Origin of the sequence: Kineosporia sp. NBRC 101731 (assembly GCF_030269305.1) — a bacterium.
Classification (GTDB): domain Bacteria; phylum Actinomycetota; class Actinomycetes; order Actinomycetales; family Kineosporiaceae; genus Kineosporia.
The window spans coordinates 153794-180640 of sequence record NZ_BSTC01000004.1 but is presented as its reverse complement, the minus strand read 5'-3'; the positions used below and the strand labels follow the sequence as shown (position 1 = coordinate 180640).

Annotated in this window: 27 protein-coding genes; 15 read left to right on the top strand and 12 right to left on the bottom strand. The window is 71.0% G+C overall.

Annotated elements, in window-relative coordinates:
- The first annotated feature begins 6 nt into the window (after positions 1-6).
- Genes iolB through QSK05_RS13705 form a run of 3 tightly spaced genes read left to right on the top strand, consistent with a single transcriptional unit; the run spans position 7 to position 3750 of the window.
- Complete coding sequence (gene iolB, locus QSK05_RS13715; RefSeq protein ID WP_285597548.1) at positions 7-828, top strand: 5-deoxy-glucuronate isomerase; 822 nt, start codon at positions 7-9, stop codon at positions 826-828.
- Positions 825-2738, top strand: a complete 1914-nt coding sequence (iolD, locus tag QSK05_RS13710) for a 3D-(3,5/4)-trihydroxycyclohexane-1,2-dione acylhydrolase (decyclizing) (protein ID WP_285597547.1) — start codon at positions 825-827, stop codon at positions 2736-2738. Before iolB ends, iolD begins: the two co-directional genes overlap by 4 nt.
- A gap of 1 nt (position 2739) precedes the next feature.
- Positions 2740-3750, top strand: coding sequence for a Gfo/Idh/MocA family oxidoreductase (locus tag QSK05_RS13705; protein ID WP_285597546.1), 1011 nt, complete (start codon positions 2740-2742; stop codon positions 3748-3750).
- A gap of 4 nt (positions 3751-3754) precedes the next feature.
- Here the strand turns inward: QSK05_RS13705 and QSK05_RS13700 are convergent, their stop codons facing one another.
- Positions 3755-4261, bottom strand: a complete 507-nt coding sequence (locus tag QSK05_RS13700; RefSeq protein WP_285597545.1) for a GNAT family N-acetyltransferase — start codon at positions 4259-4261, stop codon at positions 3755-3757.
- Positions 4262-4543: 282 nt separating this feature from the next.
- Between QSK05_RS13700 and QSK05_RS13695 the strand changes: the two genes are divergently transcribed.
- Positions 4544-5338, top strand: coding sequence for an endo alpha-1,4 polygalactosaminidase (locus QSK05_RS13695; protein WP_502879761.1), 795 nt, complete (start codon positions 4544-4546; stop codon positions 5336-5338).
- A 75-nt stretch (positions 5339-5413) separates the two neighbouring features.
- Here QSK05_RS13695 and QSK05_RS13690 read toward each other — a convergent pair whose 3' ends face one another.
- Complete coding sequence (locus QSK05_RS13690; protein WP_285597543.1) at positions 5414-5824, bottom strand: nuclear transport factor 2 family protein; 411 nt, start codon at positions 5822-5824, stop codon at positions 5414-5416.
- Positions 5825-5914: 90 nt separating this feature from the next.
- The gene (locus tag QSK05_RS13685; RefSeq protein WP_285597542.1) at positions 5915-6127 is read right to left on the bottom strand and encodes a GNAT family N-acetyltransferase; all 213 of its coding nucleotides are present in this window, start codon (positions 6125-6127) and stop codon (positions 5915-5917) included.
- A 67-nt stretch (positions 6128-6194) separates the two neighbouring features.
- Between QSK05_RS13685 and QSK05_RS13680 the strand changes: the two genes are divergently transcribed.
- From QSK05_RS13680 to pip, 3 genes are read left to right on the top strand one after another with little or no spacing between them, the layout of a single operon-like run.
- Complete coding sequence (locus tag QSK05_RS13680; RefSeq protein WP_285597541.1) at positions 6195-6611, top strand: VOC family protein; 417 nt, start codon at positions 6195-6197, stop codon at positions 6609-6611.
- Between the two features lie 9 nt (positions 6612-6620).
- Complete coding sequence (locus QSK05_RS13675) at positions 6621-7088, top strand: SRPBCC family protein (RefSeq protein ID WP_285597540.1); 468 nt, start codon at positions 6621-6623, stop codon at positions 7086-7088.
- Entirely contained in the window at positions 7088-8053 is a 966-nt protein-coding gene (gene pip, locus QSK05_RS13670) for a prolyl aminopeptidase (RefSeq protein ID WP_285597539.1), read from the top strand. Before QSK05_RS13675 ends, pip begins: the two co-directional genes overlap by 1 nt.
- Here pip and QSK05_RS13665 read toward each other — a convergent pair.
- Positions 8038-9165, bottom strand: coding sequence for a hypothetical protein (locus tag QSK05_RS13665; protein ID WP_285597538.1), 1128 nt, complete (start codon positions 9163-9165; stop codon positions 8038-8040). The genes pip and QSK05_RS13665 overlap by 16 nt on opposite strands.
- Positions 9143-9475 carry a hypothetical protein gene (locus QSK05_RS13660; RefSeq protein ID WP_285597537.1) on the bottom strand — a complete coding sequence of 111 codons (333 nt, stop codon included), beginning with the start codon at positions 9473-9475 and terminating at the stop codon, positions 9143-9145. The genes QSK05_RS13665 and QSK05_RS13660 overlap by 23 nt, the downstream gene beginning before the upstream one ends.
- A gap of 298 nt (positions 9476-9773) precedes the next feature.
- On the opposite strand from QSK05_RS13660, the gene QSK05_RS13655 reads away from it, so the two are divergent.
- A complete protein-coding gene (locus QSK05_RS13655) occupies positions 9774-12746 on the top strand; it encodes an AfsR/SARP family transcriptional regulator (RefSeq protein ID WP_285597536.1) in 2973 nt (990 codons plus the stop codon).
- Positions 12747-12847: 101 nt separating this feature from the next.
- Entirely contained in the window at positions 12848-13378 is a 531-nt protein-coding gene (locus QSK05_RS13650; RefSeq protein ID WP_285597535.1) for a sigma-70 family RNA polymerase sigma factor, read from the top strand.
- A gap of 28 nt (positions 13379-13406) precedes the next feature.
- Here QSK05_RS13650 and QSK05_RS13645 read toward each other — a convergent pair whose 3' ends face one another.
- Entirely contained in the window at positions 13407-14834 is a 1428-nt protein-coding gene (locus tag QSK05_RS13645) for a hypothetical protein (protein ID WP_285597534.1), read from the bottom strand.
- A gap of 126 nt (positions 14835-14960) precedes the next feature.
- Between QSK05_RS13645 and QSK05_RS13640 the strand changes: the two genes are divergently transcribed.
- Together QSK05_RS13640 and QSK05_RS13635 are read left to right on the top strand one after the other, a co-directional pair.
- Entirely contained in the window at positions 14961-15254 is a 294-nt protein-coding gene (locus QSK05_RS13640) for a WXG100 family type VII secretion target (RefSeq protein WP_285597533.1), read from the top strand.
- 88 nt (positions 15255-15342) lie between these two features.
- Complete coding sequence (locus tag QSK05_RS13635) at positions 15343-19764, top strand: FtsK/SpoIIIE domain-containing protein (protein ID WP_285597532.1); 4422 nt, start codon at positions 15343-15345, stop codon at positions 19762-19764.
- Between the two features lie 59 nt (positions 19765-19823).
- On the opposite strand, the gene QSK05_RS13630 is transcribed toward QSK05_RS13635, so the two are convergent.
- Complete coding sequence (locus QSK05_RS13630) at positions 19824-20423, bottom strand: helix-turn-helix domain-containing protein (protein ID WP_285597531.1); 600 nt, start codon at positions 20421-20423, stop codon at positions 19824-19826.
- 116 nt (positions 20424-20539) lie between these two features.
- Here QSK05_RS13630 and QSK05_RS13625 point away from each other — a divergent pair, with 116 nt between their 5' ends.
- Positions 20540-20893, top strand: a complete 354-nt coding sequence (locus QSK05_RS13625) for a DoxX family protein (RefSeq protein WP_285597530.1) — start codon at positions 20540-20542, stop codon at positions 20891-20893.
- 147 nt (positions 20894-21040) lie between these two features.
- Here the strand turns inward: QSK05_RS13625 and QSK05_RS13620 are convergent, their stop codons facing one another.
- Genes QSK05_RS13620 through QSK05_RS13610 form a run of 3 tightly spaced genes read right to left on the bottom strand, consistent with a single transcriptional unit; the run spans position 21041 to position 24295 of the window.
- Entirely contained in the window at positions 21041-23374 is a 2334-nt protein-coding gene (locus QSK05_RS13620; RefSeq protein ID WP_285597529.1) for an AAA family ATPase, read from the bottom strand.
- Positions 23375-23399: 25 nt separating this feature from the next.
- Positions 23400-24014: a hypothetical protein gene (locus tag QSK05_RS13615; RefSeq protein ID WP_285597528.1), complete on the bottom strand. Its 615-nt coding sequence runs from the start codon at positions 24012-24014 to the stop codon at positions 23400-23402.
- Positions 24015-24016: 2 nt separating this feature from the next.
- Positions 24017-24295 (bottom strand): hypothetical protein, encoded by a 279-nt coding sequence (locus tag QSK05_RS13610; protein ID WP_285597527.1) that lies wholly within the window; start codon positions 24293-24295, stop codon positions 24017-24019.
- Positions 24296-24451: 156 nt separating this feature from the next.
- Between QSK05_RS13610 and QSK05_RS13605 the strand changes: the two genes are divergently transcribed.
- Together QSK05_RS13605 and QSK05_RS13600 are read left to right on the top strand one after the other, a co-directional pair.
- Positions 24452-24748, top strand: coding sequence for a putative quinol monooxygenase (locus QSK05_RS13605; RefSeq protein ID WP_285597526.1), 297 nt, complete (start codon positions 24452-24454; stop codon positions 24746-24748).
- 252 nt (positions 24749-25000) lie between these two features.
- Entirely contained in the window at positions 25001-25420 is a 420-nt protein-coding gene (locus tag QSK05_RS13600) for a hypothetical protein (RefSeq protein ID WP_285597525.1), read from the top strand.
- A gap of 18 nt (positions 25421-25438) precedes the next feature.
- On the opposite strand, the gene QSK05_RS13595 is transcribed toward QSK05_RS13600, so the two are convergent.
- Complete coding sequence (locus QSK05_RS13595; RefSeq protein WP_285597524.1) at positions 25439-25831, bottom strand: MmcQ/YjbR family DNA-binding protein; 393 nt, start codon at positions 25829-25831, stop codon at positions 25439-25441.
- Positions 25832-25841: 10 nt separating this feature from the next.
- A complete protein-coding gene (locus QSK05_RS13590) occupies positions 25842-26303 on the bottom strand; it encodes a helix-turn-helix domain-containing protein (RefSeq protein ID WP_352301165.1) in 462 nt (153 codons plus the stop codon).
- A 112-nt stretch (positions 26304-26415) separates the two neighbouring features.
- On the opposite strand from QSK05_RS13590, the gene QSK05_RS13585 reads away from it, so the two are divergent.
- Positions 26416-26826, top strand: a complete 411-nt coding sequence (locus QSK05_RS13585) for a VOC family protein (RefSeq protein ID WP_285597522.1) — start codon at positions 26416-26418, stop codon at positions 26824-26826.
- Positions 26827-26847: the final 21 nt, after the last annotated feature.

Genomic DNA, 26847 nt, shown 5'->3' with positions numbered 1-26847 from the left:
CCTGCGGTGGTGCGCCGGCACGAGGGTGCCCAGGGGGCGTTCGCGCTGGAGGTGACGCCGCAGTCGGCGGGGTGGGAACGCGCGGGGCTGCGGATCCTCGAACTGCCCTCCGGCGGGTCGCAGACGATCCGGACCCAGGACGCGGAGGTCGCCCTGATCTCGTTGTCCGGGTCGGCCACGGTGGATGTGGACGGATCGGTGCAGTTCACCCTGCACGGGCGGCCAGGGGTGCTGGCCGGGCCCAGTGACGTCGTGTACGTGCCGCGCGACGCGACGTTCAGCGTGATCTCGCCGCGGGGCGGTCGTTTCGCCCTGTGCTCGGCGGTGTGCACGGCCCGGTTGCAGCCCGCCCACCTGCCCGCGGCTGACGTGCCGGTCGAGCTGCGCGGCACCGGTAGCGCCAGCCGGCAGGTGCACAACTTCGGGGTGCCGGGGGTACTGGAGGCCGACCGGCTGATCGCCTGCGAGGTGATCACACCGGGCGGCAACTGGTCGTCGTGGCCGCCGCACAAGCACGACGAGGAACGCGACGGCGAGACCCGTCTGGAGGAGATCTACTACTACGAGACCGAGGGCCCGGCCTATCAGCGGGTCTACGGTTCGGCCGATGTGCTGACACAGGTGCGTACCGGTGACGCCGTGCTGATTCCGCACGGCTGGCACGGCCCGTCGATGGCCGCGCCCGGCTACGACCTGTACTACCTCAACGTGATGGCCGGTTCGCAGCGGGCCTGGCTGATCCGCGACGACCCCGACCACGCGTGGGTGCGGGAGACCTGGCCCTCCCAGCCCGTGGACCCGCGTCTTCCGTACGGAGGACAGACATGACCGTCCGGCTCACCGTCGCCCAGGCCACCGTCCGGTTCCTGGAGGCCCAGGAGGTGGAGCGCGACGGTGACCGGCACGCGTTCTTCACCGGCTGCTGGGGCATCTTCGGGCACGGGAACGTCGCCGGGATGGGCCAGGCCCTGCTGGAGGGCGAACTGGCCGGGAGTTCTCTGGTCTACCGGCAGGGCCGTAACGAGCAGGCGATGGTGCACGCCGCCGTCGGTTACGCCCGTCACCGTGACCGGCTGGCCGCGCACGTGGTCACCACCTCGGTCGGGCCGGGCGCCACGAATATGGTCACCGGCGCGGCCCTGGCCACGATCAACCGGCTGCCCGTGCTGCTGCTGCCGGGCGACACGTTCGCCACCCGGGTTGCCGACCCGGTGCTGCAGCAGCTGGAACACCCTGCGGCGGGCGATGTCTCGGTCAACGACGCGTTCCGGCCGGTGTCGGTGTACTTCGACCGGGTGCAGCGCCCGCAGCAGCTGCCCTCGGCGCTGCTGAACGCGCTGGCCGTGCTCACCGACGCGGCCCGCACCGGCGCCGTGACGATCGCGCTGCCGCAGGACGTGCAGGCCGAGGCGTTCGACTGGCCGGACGAGCTGTTCGCGCCCCGGGTGTGGCACGTGCCGCGGGCGCGGCCGGAACCGGCCGCCCTGGAGCGGGCGGTCGCTGTGCTCCGGTCCGCGCGCCGGCCGCTGATCGTGGCCGGTGGCGGCGTGATCTACAGCCGGGCCGACGCCGCGCTGCGAGTTTTCGCGCAGGCCACGGGGATCCCCGTCGCCGAGACCCAGGCCGGCAAGGGATCGCTGCCGTACGACCACCCGCAGTCGGTGGGGGCCCTGGGCGCCACCGGCACGAGGGCCGCCAACCACCTGGCCGCCCGGGCCGACGTGGTGCTCGGCATCGGCACCCGCTACAGCGACTTCACCACCGCCTCCCGCACCGTCTTCGCCGACCCGGACGTGCGTTTCGTCAATCTCAACGTCTCCACCCCCGACGCGCACAAGCTGTCGGCGCTGTCCCTGGTGGCCGATGCCCGGGAGGGCCTGACCGCGCTGGGGTTCGCCCTGCGGGGCTGGGCGGCGCCCCGTGACTGGAGCGCGACGGCCACCCGGCTCGCGGGGCAGTGGGACGCGACGGTCACCCGGATGTACGGGCTGCCGGCGCAGGACGAGGTGGCCCAGTCCGTGGTCATCGGGGCGGTGAACGAGGTGTCGCGCCCGCAGGACGTGGTGGTCTGCGCCGCCGGCTCGATGCCCGGTGACCTGCACCAGCTGTGGCGCACCCGCGACCGCAAGGGCTATCACGTGGAGTACGGGTACTCCTGCATGGGGTACGAGGTCGCCGGAGGGCTCGGGGTGCGGCTGGCGGTGCTCGATACGGGCGAGGACCGGGACGTGTACGTGCTGGTCGGTGACGGCAGCTGGCTGATGATGAGCAGCGAGATCGTCACCGCGGTCGCCGAGGGCGTGAAGATCATCGTCGTGCTGGTGCAGAACCACGGCTACGCCTCGATCGGGGCCCTGTCGGAAACGGTCGGCTCGCAGGGGTTCGGCACCCGGTACCGGTACCGCTCGGCCTCCGGGCGCCTGGACGGGGATCGCCTGCCCGTCGACCTGGCCGCCAACGCCGCGAGCCTGGGCGCCGACGTGCTCACCGCGTCCACCCGTCCCGAACTCGACGACGCGCTGCGCCGGGCACAGAAGTCCCCGCACACCACGGTGATCCACGTCGAGACGGTCCCCGGGGAACCGATCGGCTCCCTGGGCGATGCAGCCTGGTGGGACGTGCCGGTCGCCGAGGTCTCGACGATCGCGTCCACCCGGGAGGCCCGGAGCGTCTACGAGCAGCACCAGGGCGCCCAGCGCCCGTATCTGACGCCGGTCACCGAGGTTCGGGGGGATTGATGTGCAGCCGCTACGCATCGGGGTGATCGGGGCCGGGATGATGGGCTCGGCCCACGTCCGCACGATCACGAGTGATGTGCCGGCCGCCCGGGTCACGGCCGTGTTCGACCCCGATCCGCACCGGGCCGCCCGGGCGGCCGATCCGGTGCGGGCCCGGGTGTTCGCCGACGCCGGTGAACTGATCGGTCATCCGGACGTCGACGCCGTCGTCATCGCCTCGCCCGACGTCACCCACGCCGCTCTGGCCCGGGCCTGCATCGCCGCGGGCCGGCCGGTGCTGTGCGAGAAACCCCTGGCCGTGACCGCGAGCGACGCCTACAGCGTGGTCGAGGCCGAGCTGAGCGCCGGGAAACGCCTGGTGCAGGTCGGTTTCATGCGCCGCTACGACCCGGGTTTCGTCGATCTGCGCCGCACCGTCAGCGACGGGACGATCGGTGACGTGCGCGTGGTGCACGCCGTGCACCGCAATGCCGCGAACGCCACGAGCACCGACGACGCCGGGCTGGTGACCGGGTCGATGGTGCACGAGCTGGATCTGATCCCCTGGCTGGTCGGGTCGCACCTGACCGCGATCCGGGTGGAGTCACCCGTGCGGAACGGCTTTCGCGACCCTCAGCTGGCCACCCTGTGGACCGGGAACGGCGTGATGGCGAGTGTGGAGGTGTTCGTCAACGCCGCGTACGGGTACGACGTGCGCTGCGAATGCGTGGGCACCCTCGGGACGGTCTCGCTAGCCACGGCGTCACCGGTCTCCTCCCGCATCGCCGGGGTCGAGGGCCGGGTGGTGCGCAGCGACTTCGTCGCCCACTTCGCCGAGGCCTACCGCATCGAACTGGGCCGGTGGGCCGGGTCGGTGCGGACCGGCTCGGTCTGGGCCGCAGACCTCGGCGGCCCCAGCGCCTGGGACGGCTATGCGGCCCAGGTCGCGGCCGAGGCCGGGGTGGCGTCGCTGGCCTCGGGCGCGATCGAGACCGTCGAGCCGGGCCCGAGGCCACCGCTCTACGTGGCCTGATCCCTCATCGTCGGGCGGCCGGCCGGATCATGCACACGCGGGGCCAGCGGTCGAGCCCCTGCGCCGCTTCCTGCCGGCGCACCTCCAGCAGTTGCGGCCCGGGCATGGTGAAGGGCAGGAACCCGAGCCGCGCGTAGTAGGGCGCGTTCCACGGCACGTCGCGGAAGGTGGTCAGGGTCAGCGGGACCAGACTCTGGCCGGCGCTCAGGTCGGACAGGTGCTCGATCAGTCCCCGCCCGATCCCGCGGTGTGCCGCCCGGGGGTGCACCGACACCTGCTCGATGTGGACGAGCTCGTCCACCACGTCCATGAGCAGGTAGGCGACCGGCGTTCCGTCCTCGACGTGGACCCAGACGCGCCCCGCGGCCCGGTAGACGTCGAGCTCGGCGAGACTGAGAGGTTCGTCGTCCGCAATCTCGTCCATCCCGACCTCCCGGAACCTTTCGCCCGCCGCCCACTCGATCTGCGGGAGCACGGGCAGGTCTTCGGCGAGCGCGGCACGGATGGACACGAGGGCCACGATGGAGGGCTGAACGTGCAAGATCAACGGCTTTTACCCCGCCCGGGTTACCGCCGGTTGACCTGACCTGCGCTTTTCCGCCAGGGTGAAGGCCGAATCGTGGTCGAGCCCAGCCGGTACCCAGTCCGGCATCCGGTCGCCAGGGATATCCCGAGGCGGGGCAGACCGCTGAGCACGTTCGGAGACCCGGTGTCCCCTGCCCTGAACCTCAAGCGCCTGTTCGCGCTCGGACTGGCCGCGGTCGTGGCCCTGAGCGCGGTGGCGTACTTCACCATGTCGGGTGCTGACGCCACACCCAAGGTTGCCGCCTCGGGCACCACCACGGCCACCACTGCTGCGGCGGCCAAGACCTACAAGCTCCCGCCGGTCAACGGCAAGGTCGACTACCAGCTGGGCGGGGCCTACACCCCGCCGGCGGGCACGAAGATCGTCACCCGTGACCGCACGGCCAAGATCGCCAAGGGTGCGTACAACATTTGCTACGTCAACGCGTTCCAGGTGCAGCCGGGCGAGGAGAAGTGGTGGAAGAAGAACCACCCGGGCCTGCTGCTCAAGGACAGCAGCGGTGACTACGTGGTGGACGAGGACTGGGACGAGCTGATGCTCGACACCTCCACGGCGGCCAAGCGCAAGCAGCTCGCCGCGATCGTGGGCAAGTGGTTCACCGGTTGCGCGACCAAGGGATACCAGGCCGTCGAGCCGGACAACCTGGACTCGTACACCCGCTCGGGCAAGCTGCTGACCAAGGCGAACGCGGTGGCCTTCACGAAGCTGCTGGCCGCCCGCGCCCACACGGCCGGCCTGGCGATCGGGCAGAAGAACACCGTCGAGCTCGGCACGCAGGGTAAGAAGGCCGGGCTGGACTTCGCCGTCACCGAGGAGTGCGGCCGCTACAGCGAGTGCGGCGACTACACCAAGGTCTACGGCAACCACGTCATCGTGATCGAGTACACCAAGAGCGCTTTCACGAAGACCTGCAACGCGTACGGCAGCAAGCTCTCGGTGGTGCGCCGCGACGTCGACGTGTCGCCGAAGGGCAGCAAGGGCTACGTCTACCAGGCCTGCTGATTTTCCGGTTCTCGAGCAACGGACGCGGTCCTCCCCCTTCCGGGGAGGGCCGCGTCCGTTCGTTGCCGGGTCGGTTCAGGCACCCCAGCCGGCCGGTGCGTCCACCGTCTTCCCGAAAACCGGTTTGTAGTACTCCCAGAGCTCTTCGCACAGACCGTTCGCGTCGAAGGTCAGCACGAGGCAGCCGGGAAGCGTCACCTCGGGCGTAGCGGCGTCCGGTGTCCAGTCCGGGTCGCGCATCGTGGCCCACCACTCCACCATCGTGCGGCGTGCGTCGCTGATCGGTACGCCGAGAAAGAGTTTCAGATCGGTCTGGGTGTGCGTGGCCCGTTTCCAGTAGGCCGCGATCTGCGCATGACCTCGATATGGGACGCCGGTGGGGGAGGAGTGGTAAACCGCGTCGACCGCGAACAATTCAACCACGCCCTCGTGATCCCGACCGCGCCAAGCTTCCGCGTACTGCTCGATCCACTCGGTGCGATTCATGGCTCCATCCTGCGTCGGACCCCGGGCTTCGCACAGTGAGCTAAGTCCTATGACGCAGCGTTGCCGCTGGGGAAACCGGGCAGGCCGCCCTCAGGGGGCTCCCATGCCGATGATCTGGGATTCCGACTCCAGCACGAGGAACTCACCGCCCGGCTCGAGGTAGTGCTGCCGAATGTTGTTCAGGTCGTCGTCCCAGGGGCCGGGGCCGGCGTCGGCCCCCACCGCTCGCAGGGCGGCGAGGTGCAGGTCGATGATCGCGGGGGCGTCGCCGGGCGTGGCGCGGCGCAGATGGGGATCTGTCATGGCGACGATGAGTTTCCCAACCAGGGAGCGTCAGGATCAACTGGCGTTCAAGCCAGGAGGAGACCAGATGGACTACACGCTTGAGGTCGTGGCCGTGCCGACCCGGGACATCGACGCGTCCAAGGACTTCTACGAGCGGAAGATGGGGTGGCCCGTCGACCACGACGTCGAGCCTCGGCCCGGTGTGCGCTACGTGCAGATCACCCCGCCGGGTTCGGGCTGCTCGATCGTGCTGGGGGCGGAGATGGGGATGGAGCCGGGCGCGCTGAGAGGGCTGCAGCTGGTGGTGGCCGACCTCGTCGCCGCGCACGCGGAGCTGGCGGCCCGGGGTGTCGAGGTCAGTGACGTGCAGGCCCTCGACGGGGATGCGTCCAGGCTGGAGCGGGGTGGAAAGGCTCTGGACAATGTGGGTTTCGTGTTCTTCAGCGATCCGGACGGCAATGGCTGGGCCATTCAGCAGATCTCGGCGCGGGCGGAAAACTAGGCTGTTTCCATGACGAATGAGCGGTTCGAGGTCGGGCGGCACGTGGCGGCGAGCCCGGCGGAGGTGTTCGCGGTGCTGACCGACCCGCAGGGGCATGTCGCGATCGACTCCTCGGGCATGCTGCAGTGGGCCGAGGGGGAGCGGGTCGCGCAGGTGGGCGACACGTTCGTGGTGCACATGGACCGGGAGTCGCTGGGTGACCTGCCGATGGGCAAGTACGACGTCACGGTGATCATCACGCGCCTGGAGCCGGACGCGGCGATCGAGTGGACGATCTCCGGCACGGTGCAGCCACCGATCAAGCATCTCTACGGGTACACGCTGGAGCCGACGCCGGAGGGCACGCTGGTCACGTCGTACTACGACTGGAGCCAGATCGCCCCGCGCTACCGCGGTGTCGTCAATTTCCCGGTCATCCCCGAGGCCGGGCTCAAGGCGACGCTGGGCATCCTGGCGCGCACCGTGGAGAAGCACTGATGCGGTACCCCGCGATCGAGCCCTACGCGTCCGGTCATCTGGAACCCGGCGACGGGCAGGAGATCTACTGGGAGACGTCGGGCAACCCCGAGGGTCTGCCGGTGGTCTACCTGCACGGCGGTCCGGGGTCGGGGGCCAGGCCGAGCATGCGCGAGATCTTCGATCCCGCCGTCTACCGGGCCGTCCTGTTCGACCAGCGCGGTTGCGGCCGGAGCCGGCCACTCGCCGAGCACGCCGGGGTCGACCTGTCAGTGAACACCACGGCGCATCTCCTGCGGGATCTCGAAGCATTGCGGACGTCCCTGGGCATCGATCGCTGGGTGGTCACCGGGGTGTCGTGGGGGTCGTCGCTGGCCCTGGCCTACGCGCAGGCGCACCCCGACCGGGTGGCGGGCATCGTCCTGATGGCCGTGACCGCGGGGCGCCGCCGCGAGACCGAATGGATCACCCGCGGCATGCGACGTCTCTTCCCGCGGGAATGGGAGGAGTTCGCGGCCGTGGTGCCCCCGGGCGAGCGCGACGGCGACCTGGCCGCGGCCTACGCCCGGCGGCTGGGCGACCCGGACCCGGCGGTGGTCGCGACAGCCGTGCAGGCGTGGTGCGTCTGGGAGGACACGCACACGTCCCTGGCCCCGAACGCCGGGCCGCACTACACGCTGAAACCCCCGCTGGAGCAGCAGGTGTCCGTCCGGTTGATCACGCACTACTGGGGCAACGGCTGCTTCCTCGACGACCGCCCGGTGCTGGAGAACATGCACCGCATCGCGCACATCCCGAGCGTGCTGATCCACGGCCGCTGGGATGTGTCCTCACCGCTGGACACGGCCTGGGACCTGCACCGGGCCTGGCCGGCGAGCCGCCTGGTGGTGATCGGGGACGAGGGGCACGGGGGCGAAGCGATGATGCAGGAGTGGATCCGGGCCCTGGACGAGATGGCCGGCACGGTGTCTCAGACGGTCTCGTGATCGTCCACGGCGACCGCGGTCTCGCCCGGGCCGGGCATCGGGCGGGAGACGAGTTCGGCCCCGGGTGATCCGTGCACGAGCAGGGTGCCCTGCTTGAGCCGGGCGTTCATGACCGGGACGAAGTCGTTCAGGGGCGCCTCGAGCAACTGCCGCAGGGTGGTCAGCGGCACCTGCTCCTCCTGGGCGAGGGTGACGTCGATCAGCGCGCTCAGCCGCGCCGCGCGGTCGGTGTCACCGGCTTCGTCCGGTAGCTGGATCACGCGGTGCTGGGTACGGCCGGCCGGGTGCCGCTCGTTCTGGAGCTCGCGCACGTGCTCGGCAGCCTGCATGAGCACCTTGCTGCCGACCAGGGTCATCAGCGACAGCCCGAGAATCTGGGCCTTCGCCGAGTCGGGAACGCGCTGGTTCTGCGAGTCCCGCAGGAAGGAGATCTTGTTCGTCACGCTCGCCACCTCGTCGGGCGGCAGGTTCTGCAGGGTCGCCACGGTGTAGGTGAACAGGGTGTCCGCGCTCTCGTGGAACGAGATGCCGCGCATGGCCCGGCGCACGTGCCGGGTCCGGGCCAGCGCCCGCTCCCGGTCGACCGCCCGGTCCGCGGCCGTCAGGATCACGTGCAGCACCGCGTACGGGCCGACACTGACCCGCTGCTCGCCACAGGTGACATTGAGAAAAGAACTGCGGAAGACGGCGGCCGCCCCGAATCCGGCGAGAAAGATCTGGGCGATCTGCTCGTGTTCGCGGCCCGCACCCAGATCCCAATGAAATTTCTGGACGATGTACAGGGCACACAGGGCGGCCCCGACATTCACCAGGATATAGGCCAGGCCGGGCATGGATATCGAGGCGACCACCGGGGCATCCCGATACCGGGACACCAGTTCCGCCAAGGACGTCATACCGCCGAGAAGTCCGGAGATGTAGAACGACCAATACCCCGGGTCATCCAGCACGACCGCCTCACGGGTCAGCACCATCAGGGTCGCCAGCGCGAGCGCGGCGCCGAGGAGATGCCCCCGCCGCCATTCGGTCGGGGTCTCCCGCAGGGCCGCCAGACGCGGGGGCGAACCCCCGCCGTCCTGGGCCTTGGTGCTACCGCGGAGGAAGCCGGACACTTTCGTGGCCCGGACGGCCGGCGAGCTGGACGATCTCGAGACGGTCGAGTTCCAGCACGATCTCGGCCACGGTCAGCATGGGCTTGTCCATCTTCTCCGCAAGCTGGGGAATGGTCAGTTCCCCGCCGGACTCAGCGATGATCTCCGGCACCGTCCGGGTCTCTCCGGAAGGACGGGGTCGTGGCGGTACAGCTCGTGCAATACGCAGATCGTCGTCAACCAAGGTCTTCCCCCCTAGTGCAACATCCAGCGCGTCAGAAATGACGCTGATGCCGGACGGTGAAATCAAGCCGATGGATGATCGCGGCATGCGGATCAATCTCCCCCGAGTTTCGACTGGTCACACTAGCGGAGCAAGACCCCGAAGCTAGCACGCAGCCGAATTTCTCAGGACCGACTCGGAGTAATTCTCCGATTGTCGGAAGTGTTCTCGGTGGGGCGTTTCCCGGATATTCCGGCCGGTTCGTCGAGTGTTCGCCCGCACCGCCGTAGCGTCGCGGGAGTGACTGATCTGGCTGCCGTCTGCGCTCGCGGACCGCGAGAGCCAGAAGTACACGGGGGAGCGCAAAACCGTGACTCACCGTAAAGGGCCACCTAGACTGGTATCTGTGCATTTCAGGGTGCTGGGGCCTCTTCGCGGCTGGTCGGGCGACGCCGAGCTACGCCTCGGGCCGCCCAAGCAGCGGGCCGTCCTGGCCTTGTTGCTGGTCCGGTCCGGGCAGCCGGTCGCGCTGCACGAGCTCGTCGACCTGCTCTGGCCGCACGATCCACCGCACACGGCCGTCAACGTGGTGCACCGGCAGATGGCCGCCCTGCGCCGCACCCTCGAACCCGAACTTCCCGCGCGCACCCCATCACGCTGGGTCACCCGCGATGCAGCCGGTTACCGCCTCGACGTGACCGGCGGTGCACGCGCCGCATCCGCCGCGCCCGGCCGCGCACTCGATCTGGAGGAGTTCCGCGACCTGGTGCGTGAGGCCTCGTCCCTCACCGATCACCACCGTGCCGCCGGGATGCTCCTGAAGGCCCTGTCCCTGTGGCACGGCCCGGTGGTCGCCGACCTGACCCCCGAGGTGCGCCAGCACCCGGCGTTCGTCGCGGTCGAGGCGGAGTACCTGTCCGCGGTCCGGCGCGCCGCCGACCGGGCGCTCGCGGGCGGGGCCCCGATCGCCGGTGATCTGCCCGCCCGGCTGCGGGAGGCCTCGGACCGGTATCCGCTGGACGAGGCCGTGCAGGCCCGGCTGATGCTGGTACTGGCGGCGGTCGGCCGCTCCGCGGAGGCGCTGGACCGGTTCGAGCGTCTGCGGGTCGTGCTCGACGAGGAGCTCGGTCTGACCCCGGGTCCGGAACTGCGCGAGGCCCGGCAGCGCGTGCGTGAGCAGACCGAGGTGAGCGCCTCGTCCTCTGTTCCGCGCTCTTCGGCCCGGCCCGATCACGCCGATCACGCCGATCACGCCGATCAGGACGAGAAGGCCGGAACTGAGGACGAGGTGGTCGCCCTGGTCGCGCCCGCCCAGCTGCCGGCCGACCTGGCCTCGTTCACGGGCCGACGGCACGAACTGGACGTGGTGTCGTCGCTGCTGTCCGGGACCGGAACGGGCCGTGCCCCCCGGCTGGTGGTGATCAGCGGCATGGGTGGGGTGGGGAAGACCACCATGGCCGTGCACTGGGCGCACCAGGTCGCCGACCGGTTCCCCGACGGCCAGCTCTACGTGAACCTGCGCGGTTTCCATCCCAGCGGCGTCGTGACCGGTGCGATCGAGGTGATGCGCTCGTTCCTGGAGGCGCTGGGGGTGCCTGCGCCGCGGGTCCCGGCCGGGCTGGAGGCCCAGGCATCGCTGTACCGGAGTCTGCTGGCCGGACGCCGGATGCTGATCCTGCTGGACAACGCCCGCGACAGCGACCACGTCCGTCATCTGCTGCCGGGCACCACCGGGAGCCTGGTGATCGTGACCAGCCGTCACCAGCTGGTCGATCTGGTCGCGACGCAGGGTGCGCACCCGGTCGCGCTCGACCTGCTGCCCCGCCCGGAGGCTCTGGCCTTCCTGGCCGCCCGGCTCGGCGCCGATCGCACCACCCTGGAGGCCGACGCCGCGGCCCAGGTCGTCGACCTGACCGGGCGGCTGCCGCTGACCCTGGCCCTGGTCTGCGCGCACGCCGCGGTGAATCCGGCCTACTCACTGCAGGCCGTGGCCACCGACCTGCGGGAGATCGGCAGCCTCGACTCCTTCAGCGGTGAGAGCGCCCCCACCGACGTGCGGTCGGTGTTCTCCTGGTCGTACCAGGTCCTCACCTCCGGCGCCGCGCGACTGTTCCGTCTGCTCGGGCTGCAGGCCGGCCCCGACTGTTCCCTGTCCGCGGCGGTCAGCCTGGCCTGTCAGCCACGCCCGCAGGTGCGGCTGCTGCTGCGCGAACTCCTGCGCGCCAGCCTGATTTTCGAGACCCGCCCGGGCCGGTACGGCTGCCACGAGCTGCTGCGGGCGTACGCGGCGGAACTGGCCGCGCTCCCGGAGCATCGGGAGGAGTCCGCGGCCGCCCGCACCCGGCTGCTCGACCACTACCTGCACAGCGCCGACGCGGCGGCGGCCACCCTGAGGCCCGGTCGCGACCGGATCCCGTTGCCGGACGCGGTTCCCGGCACCGTCACGCAGACGTTCGCGAGCACCCGCGAAGCGGCGGGCTGGCTGGACACCGAGCGGCTGGCGCTGGTCTCGACGATCCGGCAGGAGGAGATCCACGGTTCGCCGGGCAGTTTCGCCGAGGGCGCCGACCATGCCGACCGTGGCGATCACGCCCGGCACGTCTGGCAGCTGGCCGGGGTGATCGAGAACTACCTGGACCGGGCCGGTTCCTGGCAGGTGCAGGCCCAGCTGCAGTCGCTGGCGGTGCGGGCGGCCCGGCGTAGCGGTGACCGGGCCGGTCAGGCGCACGCCGCGCGGGCGCTGGGGTTCGCGCAGTTCCGCCTGGGTCTGTTCCCCGAGGCCACCCGCAACCTGGTCGAGGCGCTGGGGCTGTTCGATCGGATCGGCGACCTCGTCGGCAAGGCGTTCACGCACCGGCAGCTGGCGTTCCAGGCGAACGGACGAGGTGACCACCTGGTCGCGCTGGAGCAGTACCGCAGTGCCGCGGCGCTGTACCGGGGACTGGACGACCTGAGCGGTCAGGGCTGGGTGCACAACGAGGTCGGCTGGACGCACATCCTGATCGGGGACCACGAGAAGGCGCTCGGCGACTGCCGGGCGTCGATCACGCTGCACCGGCAGGTGGGCAACCCCAACGGTGAGGCGGCGGCCTGGGACAGCCTGGGGTACGCGCAGCACCATCTCGCCCGGTACGAGGAGGCCCTGGACTCGTTCGCCCGGGCGTTGGCCATCTTCCGCGACATCGCCGACCGCTACCTGGAGGCCGACACCCTGGTGCACATCGGTGACGCGCACCAGGGGGCGGGCCGGCCGGCGGCGGCCGTCACGGCGTGGGGGCAGGCGCTGGTCGTGCTGGAAGACCTCGGTCATCCGGACGCCGAGCTGGTGCGGGTCAAGGTGCTGGCGACCGGGTCGGGGATGCGGCGCGAGCGCTCCTGAACCGGTGGAGGGCCCGGGGGAGGGCCAACCGGCGGGGCCGGTCGGACGGACGTCAGAAAAACGTCAGAGTTCCGGAAGCGGACCTACCTACGGTCCCTGACATGACCGCCATGATCACGTCATCTCCCGTGACCGGGCAGGACCCGCTGTTCGATGCCCTGGTCGCCGAGCATTCCCGGGCGATGCTCGCGTACGTCGAGTCGGTGATCAACGATCACCACCTGGCCGAGGACATCGTGCAGGAGACACTGATCCGGGCCTGGCGGCACGCCGGGGTGCTCGACGCGGCGAGGGGCTCGGTGCGCGGCTGGCTGCTGACGGTGGCCCGCAACCTGGCTATCGACCGGATCCGCAGCGCCAGTGCGCGGCACGAGAGTGTCGGCACCGACCACCGTCCCGAGCCGTTGACCGGCCAGGTGCATCCCGATCACGCCGACCAGGTGGTGGCCGTGCAGATCACCGACGAGCTGTTGCGTCATCTGTCGGCCGAGCACCGCGACGTGATCCGCTACACCTGCCTGAACGGGCTCACCGCCCGGGAGACCGCCCTGGCTCTCGGCATTCCGGTGGGAACGGTGAAGTCCCGTCGTCACTATGCCCTTTCGGTCCTGCGCCGGAAGGTTGCCGCCTGACTCGATGATCACGAACAGGGGGTAGGTCTCAGGCCGGCACGGTCACGTCGAGGTCCAGCACCGGGATGCGCACGTCGCCGTCGGCGCGGGCGTGCCAGCGCCAGTGCGCGCCGGTCGCGACGTCGCCGGCGACCAGGCCCGTCCATCCGGCTGCGTCGGATCCGCAGAGCCGGAACAATTCGTCGAGGGTCGCGCGGTCGGGGGTGCCGGCGACCACGACCAGTCCCCGGACCGGCCGGCGCACGGCGGTGGCGCGCACGGGGGAGTTCTCCCGTGGGGCCGGGGTGCGCGCCGGTGGGCCGGAGACCTGGTTCAGCCCGGCCGGGACGGGCAGGGCGGGGTGCGCGCCGATCACCTGCACCGGGGTGCCGGGCGCCACGGCGGCCACCTCGGCGAGCAGGTGGCGCACGACGTCGCGGCTCACCTCGGGGTCCCCGGTCACACTGAGGACGCCGTCGAGCCGGCTCAGGTCCACGAGGACGGCGTCGGTCATGCCGTCGGAGTCGGAGCGTCCCACCCGGACCAGGCACGCGCTGCCGTCGCTGGTGCCGTGGGCGCCGGGGGCGTCGGGGCGGCCGGGGCCGTTCATCCGCCAGCGGGTGCTCTCCAGGTTCTGCCAGGGGGCGGGCAGCACCGGTTCCACGGTGTCGGCGGAGATCCAGACGGTGACGCCGGCGTGGTCCACCTCCAGCGCGTGCACCTGGGGGTGGCCGCCGGGAGGAGCCGGAACGGCCTGCAGGGTGCCCAGCGTGCCGTAGGCGCGGCGCACGGTCTCGGTGTCGGAGCGGAAGGAGTCGCCCAGCGAGCGCCGGCCGGCCAGGCGACGGCGTCGGCGGCCGGGCTCGCGCAGGCGGTCCAGGGCCCGGCCGAGGCCGGAGAACCAGCGGGCCACCCGGCGCCGGGCCACGATCGCGGTGGTGATCAGGGCCAGCAGCACCGAGCCGGCGGCGGCGAGCACCGCCGCCGTCGGGAGACCGGTGTCGTTGCCGCCCTGGGTCTGGCCGTTGTCCATCTCCACGGCCTGGTCGGCCCGCTCACGGGCCAGCTGCACGAGCTGACCGGTGGCGTCGTCGGGCAGGCGCAGGATCCAGCCGGGGGTCAGCTGCTGGTTCGCGTTCTGCAGGGCGTCACCGTCGGGCTGACGCTGCCCCTGGTTCAGCTGGAAGATCTCGCCGGCGCGGTTCTGGTCGCCGAGAGTGGCGGCGGCGACCTGGGCCAGGCCGACCGGCTGCCCGCCGGTCCGGTCCAGCCCGGGCACGACGAAGACCTTGACGAGGTTCTCGCCGTCGCTCGCAGTTCCGGCGGTAGCGGCTACGAGGGCGAGCCGGCTGTGGGTGGTCCGGGTGAGCGGGGCGGCGGAGGCCGTGGTCGCCAGGGTGCCGAGCAGCCCGAGCGTCACGAGCAGCAGCAGGGTCAGGCTCAGCAGTGCCCGGCCGCCGGGAATTCTCCGCGTCATGCCCGGGGTACGAGGCGCAGTGGGTCAAGGGTTCGATGTTCGTGCACTGAACCCTTGGGACCCGGTGCGTCGTATGGCTGGCGACACGCACGTGAACGAGCCGCCCAACGCCGAGGAGATACCGCCGTGCCCGATTACAAGATCAACTCTGACGAGACCGCGGCCACCTCACAGGCGCTGCTGAACGACTTCACGCAGTTGCAGGACAAGCTCACCGAGGTGCGCGGCAAGATCCAGAGTCTGCTGGCCAACGGGTACTCCACCCCGGCCGCGCAGCAGAAGTTCTCGCCCTTCTTCGACGAGTTCAGCAAGGGCTTCGAGCAGGTCAACACCGGCCTGCAGGGCATCGGCCAGTACGTGCGCTCGGTCGGTGAGGCCTTCACCCAGACCGACGACCAGCTCGGCTCGAACCTGGGCTGAACCGCCCGGGCCCACCGTCGTCCTCTGTTCCTGCCAGCTCGGGCCTGTCTGCCCCACCGGACCCACCGATCACGAAGGCCGATGTGCCGTGCGACTGAATGTCAGCGTTCGCGACCCGTACGACCCGGCGGTGTCCACCACCGTCGTGGTCGAGACCGACCCCGCGGCCCGGGTCGGGGATCTCGCCGCGGAACTGGCTCGTACAGTGGGTTCTCCGGGGCAGGACCAGGTCGGGGCGGGCGAGCCGGTGCTGTTCGCCGGGGCCCTGCCCCTGGCCCCCGGCGACACGCTGCGCCGGGCGGGGGTGCGGGACGGGGCCGACCTCGGGCTGGGGGCGCCGGCCGCGGCCGGGCCGCCGCCGGAGGGCCGCACCGAGGTCCGGGTGGTCTCCGGTCCCTCGGCGGGCACGGTGTTCCGGCTCCCGCCGGGCGACTACGACCTGGGCAGCGACCCGGCCTGCCGGGTGCGGCTGTCGGCACAGGGAGGCACCCCGCCCTTCGCCGCGCAGGTGCGCGTGCACCTGGACGGCACCGCCGAACTGCTGCGGGCCGACGCGGCCCAGCTCGACGGCAAGAACCTCACCGGCAGCGTCCGCTGGCGCGAAGGCAGCCTGCTGGGCGTGGGCGACAGCCTGCTGGAGGTGTCCTCGGCGCACGCGGTCCCAGCACCGCTGACCCCCAGCGAAGACGGCCTGGGCCTGGAGTTCAACCGGCCACCGCGCTTTCTGCCGCCGGAGGCCGGGAAGACCTTCCGGCTGCCGTCGCCGCCGAAGAAGCCCGACAAGCGGCCGATCCCGCTACTGCCCATCCTGCTGCTGCCGGCCGGCAGCGCTCTGGTCACGATCCTCGTGACCGGTAAGTGGACCTTCATCTTCATCGCCCTGCTCTCCCCGCTGGGTGCCCTCGTCACCCAGTTCAGCGGCCGTAAGCAGGCGATGGAGAAGTACCGCCAGGATCTGGCCGAGCACGAGGCCCGGGTGGCCCGGCTGACGCACGACATCGAGGCCACGGTCCTGGACGAGCAGCACAACCTGCGTCTGTCACTGCCCGACCCGGCCTCGCTGCTGCGGATGGCCGCCCAGCCCTCCGAACGACTGTGGGAACGCCGCTGGGCCGACCCCGACTTCCTGAGCGTGCGGGTCGGCACCACCGACCTGCCCTCGGCCACCAGCGTCGAGGACCCCACCCGCGACGAGCACCGCCGCACCACCGTGCCCTGGCTCGACCAGGTGCCGGTCCGCGTCGACGTGCGCCAGGCCGGCGTCGTCGGCATCGCCGGCCCGCAGGGCAGCGCGCTCGCGGCCTGGATGGCGGCCCAGGCAGTCTCGCTGCACGGCCCGACCGACCTGCGGCTGGTGGTCCTGGCCGGCCCGGACGGCGAGAGCACCTGGTCGTGGACCCGCTGGCTGCCGCACACCCAGGCTCAGGGGGAGGACGCGTACTGCCTGGTGGGGACCTCCACCGACTCCCTGGCCCGGCGCATCGGTGAACTCGGCCAGATCGTCACCTCCCGCACGGCCCTGGGCCGTGACCTGACCCGTGGCGGAGTCAACGGCTACCCCGACATCCTGGTCGTGCTGGAGCAGGCCCGCCGGGCCCGTTCGCTGCCCGGGGTGATCGCGCTGCTGCGCGAGGGCCCGGCGGTGGGCGTGTTCGTCATCGGTGTCGACCGCGAGGAACGTCTCCTGCCCGAGGAGAGCGGCGCGGTCATCGTCACCGCGCCGGTTTCCTCGGCCGGGCCGTCCAGGGGCGGCCATACCCTCACCCTGCGCACAGGTCCGGGGGCCGCACTGGAGAACGTGCGCACCGACTCACCCGAGCACTCCTGGTACGAGCACCTGGGCCGGGCCCTGGCCCCGCTGCGGGGCGTCGGCGACAGCGACGAGAGCACCCTGCCCGCAGCGGTGCGCCTGCTCGACCTGATGAAACTGGAACCGCCCACACCCAGTGCCCTGGTCGCCGGCTGGAGCCTGGGCGGGCGCAGCACCGTGGCGACCCTGGGCGCCGGCTACGACGGCCCGTTCTCCGTCGACCTGGTCCGCGACGGCCCGCACGCCCTGATCGCCGGTACCACCGGCTCGGGCAAGTCCGAGCTCCTGCAGACCCTGGTCGCCGGCCTGGCCGTGGTCAACCGGCCCGACGAGATGACCTTCGTGCTCGTCGACTACAAGGGCGGCAGTGCGTTCGCCGAGGCGGCCGAGCTGCCCCACACCGTCGGTCTGGTCACCGACCTCGACACCCACCTGGTCGAGCGCGCCCTGGTCTCCCTCGGGGCCGAGCTACGCCGCCGCGAGACCCTGCTGGCCCGGGCCGGGGCCAAGGACATCCTCGACTACCTGGACAAGCGCAGCCGCGGCGCCGACCGCCTGCCCCCGCTGCCGCGGCTGATGCTGGTCATCGACGAGTTCGCGTCCATGGCCCGCGAACTGCCCGACTTCATCTCCGGCCTGGTCAACATCGCCCAGCGCGGCCGGTCGCTGGGCATCCACCTGGTCCTGGCCACCCAGCGTCCCGGCGGCGCCGTGACCCCCGACATCCGCGCCAACACCAACCTGCGCATCGCCCTGCGCACCACCGACGGCACCGAGAGCCGCGACATCATCGACAGCCCGGCCTCCGGGGAGATCTCACCGGCCAACCCCGGACGCGCGTACGCCCGCCTGGGCCCCTCGGTGCTGCTGCCCTTCCAGTCCGCCCGCGTCGGCGGCCGCCGCCCGGCCGGCCTCGCAGACATCCGCACCGACACCCCGCCCCCGGTGAAGGCCCAGGTCGTCACCTGGGCCGAGCTCGGCGGCCCACTGCCGGCCCGCCCCCGCGGCCCCCGCGGAGGTGACGTCGAGGCCGTCACCGACCTCGCCGTCCTGGTCGAGGCCCTGGCCCAGGCCGCCCGCGACGCCGGGATCGAGCGCCAGCCCAGCCCCTGGCTGCCCGCCCTGCCCCTCCTGCTCGACTGGACCCGACCACCCGCGCCGCCCGAGGCGCCCGTACGCCCTGCGGTTCTGCCCGGTGTGCCCTTCGGCATCATCGACCTGCCCGCCGAGCAGGCCCGCACCGACCTCACCTTCGACCTCGACCGCTCCGGGCACCTGCACGTGGTCGGATCACCCCGCAGCGGCCGCTCCCAGACCCTGCGCACCCTGGCCGCGGCCCTCGCCGCCGCCCACGGCGCCGACGACCTGCACCTGTACGGCATCGACGGCGGCAACGGCGCCCTCAACGCCCTGACCGCCCTGCCCCACACCGGCGCCGTCGTCGACCGCAAGCAGATCGAGCGCCTGGGCCGCCTCCTCGACCGCCTCAACACCGAACTCACCAGTCGGCAGGGCATTCTCGGCGCCCGCGGCACCGCCGACCTGACCGAGCTGCGCGCCGGTCAGGCCCCCGGCGAGCGCCTGCCGCACATCGTCGTCATGGTCGACCGGTTCGAGGTCTTCGACCGCGAGTTCCTGTCCTACGACAACGGCAGCTACCTTGAGCGTCTGCTGCGTCTGCTGCGCGACGGCGCCGGCGTCGGCATCCACCTGATCCTCGCCGGCGACAAGGTGCTCGGCAGCAACCGCTACTCCGGCACCACCGAGGACAAACTCGTCCTGCGCCTCAACGACCGTCAGGACTACTCCAGCGTCGGCATCCCGACCCGTCAGGCCCCCGAAGACCCCGCCCCCGGCCGGGCCGTGCGCACCAGCGACCTCAGCGAGGTCCAGATCGCCGTCCTGTCCCGCGACCTGGCCGGCACGGCCCAGGCCGAGGTGCTGCGCTCGCTGGGCGCCGAACTGCACGAGCGCGAGGCCGGGGTGCCGGCCACCCGCCGGGCCCTGCGCCTGGACGTCCTGCCCGACCGCATCACCTACGCCGAGGCCGTGCTGCTGCCCTACACACCCGGCGCCATGCGTCCGCTGCTGGCGGTGGGCGGTGACACCCTCACCGCGCTGGGACCCGACCTCTCGGACGTCCCCTCGTTCCTGATCGCCGGGCCTCCCCGCAGCGGCCGCAGCACCGCCCTCCTGGCCGCCGCGGAATCGTTGCTGGCGGCGGGAAGTGGCCTGGTCGTCATCGCCCCGCGGCGCTCGCCGCTGCGTGACCTGGCCGGCCGGCCCGGGGTCGCGGCCGTGATCACCGAGGCCGAGGTCGGCGTCGGTGCCTTCCGTCAGGTGCTGGGCAACATTCCCGAGCCGACGGCCGTCATCGTGGTCGACGACGCCGAGCTGCTGATGAACTCGGAGATCGACCCCGACCTGGCCGCGCTGGCCCGTGGTGCCCAGGGCAACGGCTGGGGCGTGCTCGCGGCCGGGAATGCCGAGTCCCTGAGCCTGAGCCTGGCCGGATGGGTCGGGCAGGCCAAGCGCAACCGCACCGGAATGCTGCTGTCCCCGCAGGGGCTCAGCGACGGCGAGGTGATCGGCGTGAAGCTGACCCGCGGTCTGGTCGGTCAGGCCCCGCAGCCCGGCCGTGGCCTCCTGCACCTGGGCGACGGGGTTCTGCTGGGTGTGCAGGTGCCGGTGCGGGGGTGAGGGCGACCGCGTGTGCCGGGGGAGGTCCTGGCCCGGGAGACGGCGCACCCGGTCGGTGCTCAGTGGGTGTGTGCCGACCGTAAGTCCTTGGTGCGGGCGATGACCTGGGCACGTTCGCCCTGCGCCCCGAACATCATCAGCAGCTCGATCGGGTGATGGTCGGCATGGCCCATCCAGTGCGCGACACCGGTGTCGAACTCGGCCGCCGTTCCCCGGGTGAGAAGAAAATCTTTGTCACCCAAGACAACCCGCAGGCGGCCGCTCAGGACGTAGACCCACTGGAAACCCTCATGTCTGCGTGGTTCAGGCTCCGGCAGGGTGGTCCGGGCCGGCGAGTACATCTTGTAGGCCTGGATGCCACCGGCCTGCTGGGCGAGCGGGACGAAGACCGCCCCGTGCCGGTGAATGACGCGCGGCTGGTCAACGCGCTCGGGTCGATCGAGGCCCACCAGTTCGTCGAGCGTGATGCCGTGGACGCGGGCCAGCGGCACGAGCTGGGCCAGAGTGGGCCGTCTGAGGCCGTTCTCGAGCCGGGACAGGGTGCTCACGGTGATGCCGGTGAGTTCGGCCAGCTCGGCCAGCCGCAGATCGCGACCTTGACGCAGCGTACGCAGGCGCTGCCCGACATCGGCCTGGGCCCGTGTATCGGCGTCACTCATGCGGGCGATTTTGCCGATCGGCAAGATCGCTGGCAAGAAGTCCGGCGACGCTGTGACGATCACGAGCGCAGCAGCGCTGCGACCCGTGATCCGTCGATGTCTTCGAGGAGTCGTTCGTGCCTGTTCCGACGGTGATCCTGGCCGGTGTTCTCGTCCTCTTCCTCCTGGTCGTAGGTCCCTTGCGGATCGTGGGATTCGCGCCCGTCCGACAGGACGCAGAGGGGCTGGGCATCCCGTACGTGGTCTATCGCTGGCTCGGTGCATCGGAGGTGCTGTGTGCCGGGCTGATCGTGGCGGGCCTGGTCCAGCCGTGGGTGGCGACAGGGGCAGCGATCTACCTGGCTGTCGGCGCCGTCGGCGCCATGATTCTTCACCTGCGGGCGGGGGACCCCGCCGGCCGGTGGGTGAGCGCCTTCTGTGCTGCCGCGCTGGCCACGGCGGTGGCTGTGCTGATCGGGTTGTCCGCCTGAGGGGGGTAGATACCTCTTCATGAGCCACGCCGTCTGACCCGAACCCTTGTCCGGATGCGCGAGAACGTGCCGTCGTCCATCTGTGGGGAAGTTCCGTGCGGTCACGGCGCACGGAACTTCCCCGATCCGGTCGGCGGTCATCTCGCATCAAGCGCCGCCGGGTCGGGTGGGGGTACTGGGCGCCGGATCCGAACCGGGTGGGGACGAGCCCGGCGCGGCCGGGGTCGAATCGGCAGGCGTCGTCGGCGGATCCGCGGGCTGCTGCGGTGCGGGTGCCTGCGGAGCGGATGTCACCGGCGAGGGCGGCGACTGGGCCGGTGGTGGCGGTGCCGGGTCCGGCGGTGTCACGGGGCCAGGTACGGACGGGGCCGGAGACCGTGGTGACGGGGTCTGTTGCTGAGTCGAAGGGTCCGCGGTCGGCTGTGACGGGGACACCGGCTGGGTTTCCGGGGCGGGCGTGGTCGGAGTCGGCGTCGAGGTCTGGGCCGGCTGCTGGGCGGCGGGGTCAGGTGCCTGCGTCGGCGGTGGGGCCGGGTCCGGCGTGGCTGGGGCCGGTGTTGACGATGATGACTGGGCAGGTTGCTGCGCGGTCTGGTCGGGCACCGGTGACTGCGCGGGCTGCTGGAGGGCTGGGTCGGGCGTGGTCGTAGTCGGTGAGGACGGCGACTGGGCGGGTTGTTGCGGGGCCGGGTCGGGGGTCGCCTGGGTCGGGGAGGCCGGAGGTGACGGGGCCGGTTGCTGGGTCGCCGGGTCGGGAGTTGCTGGCGTCGGGGACGGCGAGGGTGATGGGTCCGGCGGCTGACCTTGCGACGGTTGCGAGGATTGCGGGGTCAGGGGGATGCCACCGGAGTTCGGGCCCTGGTTCTGGGGGTTCTGGGGGCCGGTCGCGGGGACTTCTCCGAAGACGTTCCTCACCGAGCGATCCTTGCCCGCCGGGCCACCGGCCACGCCGGGGATGAGGTTCGCGGCCTCGCCGTTCAGGGCCTCCTCGAACGTGATGCCCTTCTCCTCCATGGACACCCCGACCTTGGTGAAGGCCCCCGCGAACTGCGAGATGTTGTTGGCGAGCTGCTCGTTGACCTCGTCCCGGGCGGACCGCTCGGGGACGAACTTCCCCGGCACGCCGGCACTTCCGGCACTGCTCGCAGCAGCCGGAGGGCTCGGATCACTGGCCGCGGCCGGAACCGCTGGGCCACCGGAACCTGCGCCCGCACCGGAACCTGTACCGGCAGACCCGGCACCAGCCGCGGCGGGCGGGGTAGCGGGCGTGGCGCCGGGTGTCGGGCTGCCGGGGCGGCTGGTGCCACCGGTCCCTGCCCCGCCCGGTGTTCCTGCCCCGCCCGGTGTTCCTGCTCCGCCGGGTGTTCCTGCTCCGGCCGGGGTCTTGTCCGGGTTGAACTTCCTCAGCAGGCCTCCGGCCCCGACTGCGCCCAGGGCGCCGACGGCGGTCGGGGCCAGGATGTTCGCGGCGGTGATCTCCTCGCCGTTGCCGGCCTTGCCGATGACCTCGAGGGTGGCGCCCTTGCCGAATTCCCTGATCAGGTCGCCGGAGGGCCCGACCACCTTGTCCAGGGGGAGGCCGGCGAAGTTCTTGCTGCCCTGGTTCTCGCTGAACTTGGTGACGCCCTTGACCAGGCCGGAGTTCAGGATCTGCTGGAGGCCGGGCAGTTTCGTGAGGGTGCCGGCGAATCGTCCGATCAGGGCCCCACCCGGCACCAGGGCGATGAGACCGGTGATGAAGTCGCCTATCTTGAAGGCTCCGTCGCCGATCGCCACGGCCTGATTGAACACGAACAGCAGGCCACCGAGCAGGAGTCCGACGACGGGGAAGACCAGGGCGATGATGCCGACGATGGCGGCCAGGATGAGCTGGACGAAGAAGTTGTCCTCGAAGAAGTCCGCGATCTTCTGGAAGACGTTGCGTTCGGCGATGGCCTTGTCCTTGGCCTCGTCGAGTTCGCTCTCGCAGGCGCGGCGGGCGCTCTCGCGGTCGTTGCGGGCGTCTTCGGCCTTACGCTTTGCCGCGCTCAGCGCCTCGTTGGCGTCGTCGATACGGTCTTGCTGCAGGTGGGCGTCAGAGCGCTGGGTGTCGGTGGCGTCGGTGGCCAGGGGTGCGACGGTCTGGGAGGCGGTGCCGGCCACGGGCCGGGCGTCGGCGATGGCCTCGTCGAGTTTGCCCTGGGCGTCGTCGAGTTTCGTGGAGTAGTCCTGGTAGGCGTCGGCCGCCTGCTGGAACGATTCGACGGTCTGCTGGAGGAACCCCTCGAGCTTGGACACCTGCTCCTTGAGGGCGTCGACGGCCTGTCCGCGGCCGCGGGTGTCGAGTACGCCACCCTTGCGCACGAAGTTCAGCGCGGTCGAGGCCTGGTCGCCGACGTCGCGGTAGCGGGCCTCCAGCCGGGCGATCTCGGCGGTGTCGCCGGGGGTGGGGTCGTCGGACAGGCCGACGAGGGCCAGGTCTGCGCTGGTCGGTCTGGGCACCGGGATCCTCCTCGAAAAGCTTTGCTCAGGACGTGGCCGGCCGGGGTGCGCCGTCGGGTGCGACGAAACGGAACGTCGCGGTGATGGCGTTGAACAGCGGGTGCACCGCTTCTTTCAGCGGCAGGTTCGGGCTGGCGCAGGAGACGACCAGGTACTCCTGGGGGCTGCCGGGCACGGGCAGCATGGTGTGCATGGTCAGCAACTTCGTCGAGACGTCGGCGGCGATCGCGGTCTCCTCGGTGCCGGTCACGCGGGCGACCGTGCCGATGTGCGGCAGGGTGACGGAGGTGACCTCGCGGTCGCTGGGACCGCGCCGGGAGGTGCCCAGCGCCTGGGTCAGCACGGGCAACGTGAACTCCAGGCCCTCGGGGGTGTTCACCGCGAACACCATCACGTAGGCCATGAACAGCCCGTCGTCGTACATCTCGGCGGTGCTGGCGCTGAAGAGCGCTCCGTGTTTACGGGCCGAGCGCAGGAGTTCGCGGCCGGTGCGGAAGAAATCGTTGACCTGGGCCTTGGCCCGGGGGTCGGGAGTCTCGGCGAGCGCCCGGGCGCGGGCTGCGGCCATCTCCTGGCCGGACAGGTCGGTGGTGTTCCAGGTCTCGGGCACGTTGAGCAGGAAGCGTTCACGGTCGGGCATGGCTACTCCGTCACGAGGCTTTCGGCGGCTTGAGCGTCGGTGTCGGCGAAGGCGTCGCTGACCTGCTGGAACTTGTCGCGGATGCCGTCGATCTCGCGGAGCAGCTGGAACCGGCCGTCGGACCAGGCGCTCTCGAACGAGCCGGCGGCGCGGGCCAGGTCACGGCCCAGGGCCTGGTCGAAGTCGATGTTCGCGCCGCTGATGTCGATGTTCTCGCGCACCTTGTCCAGCGCTGCGCGGGCAGCGTCCAGGTCGTCACCCGGGAGGAAGATGTCGGCCACCGGGGCCCTCCTGTCTGTGGTCGAAGCTGCGGCAGCTCCCGAAAGTGCGGCCGTGATCCGGCCGGTACCTATACGACGTGGCGGTGTCGCGGGGTTCACCGCAGGCGGGGGTTAACGTCTGGGGTGTCACCCGAACGACGAGGCGAGGAATCAACCATGACCGTGATCGCGGTGCTCGACTTCACCTTCAAGCCGGAGACTCTCGCCGAGGCGTTGCCGGTCGTTCACGAGGTGCTCCAGGTGACCAGGGCTTTTGCCGGGTGCCAGAGCGTGGATGTGATGGTCGACCAGGCGGACGCCGCACACCTGGTGGTGGTCGAGCGCTGGGAGTCCCTGGAGGCCGACGAGGCGTACCGCACGTTCCGCGCCGGGCCGGGTGCACCCACGGCGCTGGCTCCCTTCCTGGCCGGTGCCCCCGTCCTGACCAAGGGCGTCCTCGATCCGGCCGTCTGATCCGGCCCTCTCACCCGGCGTGGTCGATCTTCGGGGCCAGAGGGTTCGGGACGCCCGTCCTTCATCGGATCGGGGAAGTTCCGTGCGGTCTCGGCGCACGGAACTTCCCCGCTCTGATCGGTGCCCGTGATGCATGGTCGAGGCGCATCTGCAGCGGCCGGTACCGGCGGGGGTTCACCAGAGGACGAGGTTCCCGCGCAGGACGACCAAAGGCCCGGTTCGGAGGTGGGTGGCCGGTTCTACCGTGAGCTCATGACAGCCGGGTACGAGCTCCCGCTCCCCGCGGCCGAGATTGTCGGGCGCCTGAACGCGCGGCAGCGCATTCCGCTGACGCCCTGGTCGCTGAGGGTCACCGATGTGACTCTGGTGCACCGGGAGAAGCAGGTGCCGCAGGTCGAGGCCATTGTGGAGATCTCCACCGTCGCGACCTTCTTCGGTGCCGTCCCGGGTGAGGAACTGACAGGTGGGCGCTGGGCGGTGCGTTTCGACGTGCGGGCCCAGGCCCTGGAGGCCGGCGCCCCCACGCGTCCGTTCGTTCTGCTCCTGAAGGTCAAACTCGAGGAGTGGTGGCTCAACCGCGCGTACGAGCAGCAGGTCCGGGTCGTGCGTGAGCACCGGACCCGGGCGCGGCGACTGGACCGGCAGATCGCCGGTCACGTGCGCGAGGGGTGAGGTGCTTCGTCGTCCCTTTCATTCGTGGACGATGCCTTTCATGGCCTGCGCCGACAGGCCCGGCCGTTTCGCGCGGGGCAGCGTGCTGACCACCAGCATGTAGGACGACCGCACCAGCTCGTCGAGGAGTTCATCGGTGATGTCGTCACCGGCACTGATCGAGATCCAGTGTTTCTTGTTCATGTGATAGCCGGGAGAGATGGAGGGGAACTCTTCCTGCAGGGCCAGGCTGTATTCCGGCTCGCACTTGAGCGTGACCAGCGGCTGCGCCCGTAGCTCTCCGGCCAGGAAGTACACCTTGCCGACGACCTTGCACACCTCGTGCTCGGGCCCGAAGGGGAAGCAGTGCTCGGCGGCGGGCAGCCCGGTCGCGATGCGCAAGGCTGTGGCCCGCAGAGTCGTTCCGTCCATGCGCGCGAGTCTAGGGACGGGGTCCGACAGTTTCGGGTCGTGCTGACCGGTGGCGAACCGGGCGGGTGTGGATCTTGGCCAGGCAGGGCGCGATCCCGGCGAAACCCGTGATGCCGGGGGCTGCGGCGTGGTCGCGGGCCCGGTAGGCGCTGGGGCTCTCGCCGACCAGTTCGCTGAAGCGGGAACTGAAGGTGCCCAGTGACGAGAACCCCACGGCGAAACAGATCTCGGTGACGCTGAGGTCACCGCGGCGCAGCAGGGCCATGGCCCGCTCGATGCGGCGGGTCATCAGGTAGCTGTAGGGCGACTCCCCGAACGCGGCCCGGAAGCTGCGGGAGAAGTGCCCGGGCGACATCAGGGCGAACTGGGCCAGGGCAGTCACGTCGAGCGGACTGGCGTAGTCCCGGTCCATCAGGTCACGGGCCCGGCGCAGCCGGACGAGATCCTCCAACGACGTCACGCCTGTCAGCATCGCACAGGGCGCATCCACCGTCCGGCGGAGAACAGTGGAGAACGGTGGAGAACGGCGAGCCGATCAGGAATCGAGAAGCCCAGCTCAGGGGCGGGCCCCTAGCGTGACGGTCATGGACATCACCATCCACTCGAGCTTCCTTCCGCACACCGACCCGGAGGCCTCGCTGGCCTTCTACCGTGACCTGCTGGGCTTCGAGGTGCGCCTCGACGTCGGCTACGAGGCCATGCGCTGGATCACGGTCGGCCCGGCCGGTCAGGCCGACACCGCGATCGTGCTCTACCCGCCGGAGGCCACCCCGAACGTCAGCGACGAGGAGAAGCGCGTCGTGGCCGAGATGATGGCCAAGGGCACGTTCGCCAGCCTCAACCTGGCCACGCCCGACCTGGACGCCACCTTCGAGAAGCTCCAGGCCGGTGACATCGACATCGTGCAGGAACCCACCGACCAGCCCTACGGCGTGCGTGATGCCGCCTTCCGCGACCCGGCCGGCAACCTGATCCGGATGCAGCAGACCGTCTGAGACGTACCAGGACGGGGGAGA

Bases quoted from the DNA above. Each gene is read 5' to 3' on its own strand.
- iolD (WP_285597547.1), top strand. From the start codon at position 825: ATGACCGTCCGGCTCACCGTCGCCCAGGCCACCGTCCGGTTCCTGGAG.
- QSK05_RS13695 (WP_502879761.1), top strand. From the start codon at position 4,544: ATGTCGGGTGCTGACGCCACACCCAAGGTTGCCGCCTCGGGCACCACC.
- QSK05_RS13690 (WP_285597543.1), bottom strand. From the start codon at position 5,824: ATGAATCGCACCGAGTGGATCGAGCAGTACGCGGAAGCTTGGCGCGGT.
- QSK05_RS13685 (WP_285597542.1), bottom strand. From the start codon at position 6,127: ATGACAGATCCCCATCTGCGCCGCGCCACGCCCGGCGACGCCCCCGCG.
- QSK05_RS13680 (WP_285597541.1), top strand. From the start codon at position 6,195: ATGGACTACACGCTTGAGGTCGTGGCCGTGCCGACCCGGGACATCGAC.
- QSK05_RS13675 (WP_285597540.1), top strand. From the start codon at position 6,621: ATGACGAATGAGCGGTTCGAGGTCGGGCGGCACGTGGCGGCGAGCCCG.
- pip (WP_285597539.1), top strand. From the start codon at position 7,088: ATGCGGTACCCCGCGATCGAGCCCTACGCGTCCGGTCATCTGGAACCC.
- QSK05_RS13660 (WP_285597537.1), bottom strand. From the start codon at position 9,475: ATGCCGCGATCATCCATCGGCTTGATTTCACCGTCCGGCATCAGCGTC.
- QSK05_RS13650 (WP_285597535.1), top strand. From the start codon at position 12,848: ATGACCGCCATGATCACGTCATCTCCCGTGACCGGGCAGGACCCGCTG.
- QSK05_RS13645 (WP_285597534.1), bottom strand. From the start codon at position 14,834: ATGACGCGGAGAATTCCCGGCGGCCGGGCACTGCTGAGCCTGACCCTG.
- QSK05_RS13630 (WP_285597531.1), bottom strand. From the start codon at position 20,423: ATGAGTGACGCCGATACACGGGCCCAGGCCGATGTCGGGCAGCGCCTG.
- QSK05_RS13615 (WP_285597528.1), bottom strand. From the start codon at position 24,014: ATGCCCGACCGTGAACGCTTCCTGCTCAACGTGCCCGAGACCTGGAAC.
- QSK05_RS13605 (WP_285597526.1), top strand. From the start codon at position 24,452: ATGACCGTGATCGCGGTGCTCGACTTCACCTTCAAGCCGGAGACTCTC.
- QSK05_RS13600 (WP_285597525.1), top strand. From the start codon at position 25,001: ATGACAGCCGGGTACGAGCTCCCGCTCCCCGCGGCCGAGATTGTCGGG.
- QSK05_RS13595 (WP_285597524.1), bottom strand. From the start codon at position 25,831: ATGGACGGAACGACTCTGCGGGCCACAGCCTTGCGCATCGCGACCGGG.
- QSK05_RS13590 (WP_352301165.1), bottom strand. From the start codon at position 26,303: ATGCTGACAGGCGTGACGTCGTTGGAGGATCTCGTCCGGCTGCGCCGG.
- QSK05_RS13585 (WP_285597522.1), top strand. From the start codon at position 26,416: ATGGACATCACCATCCACTCGAGCTTCCTTCCGCACACCGACCCGGAG.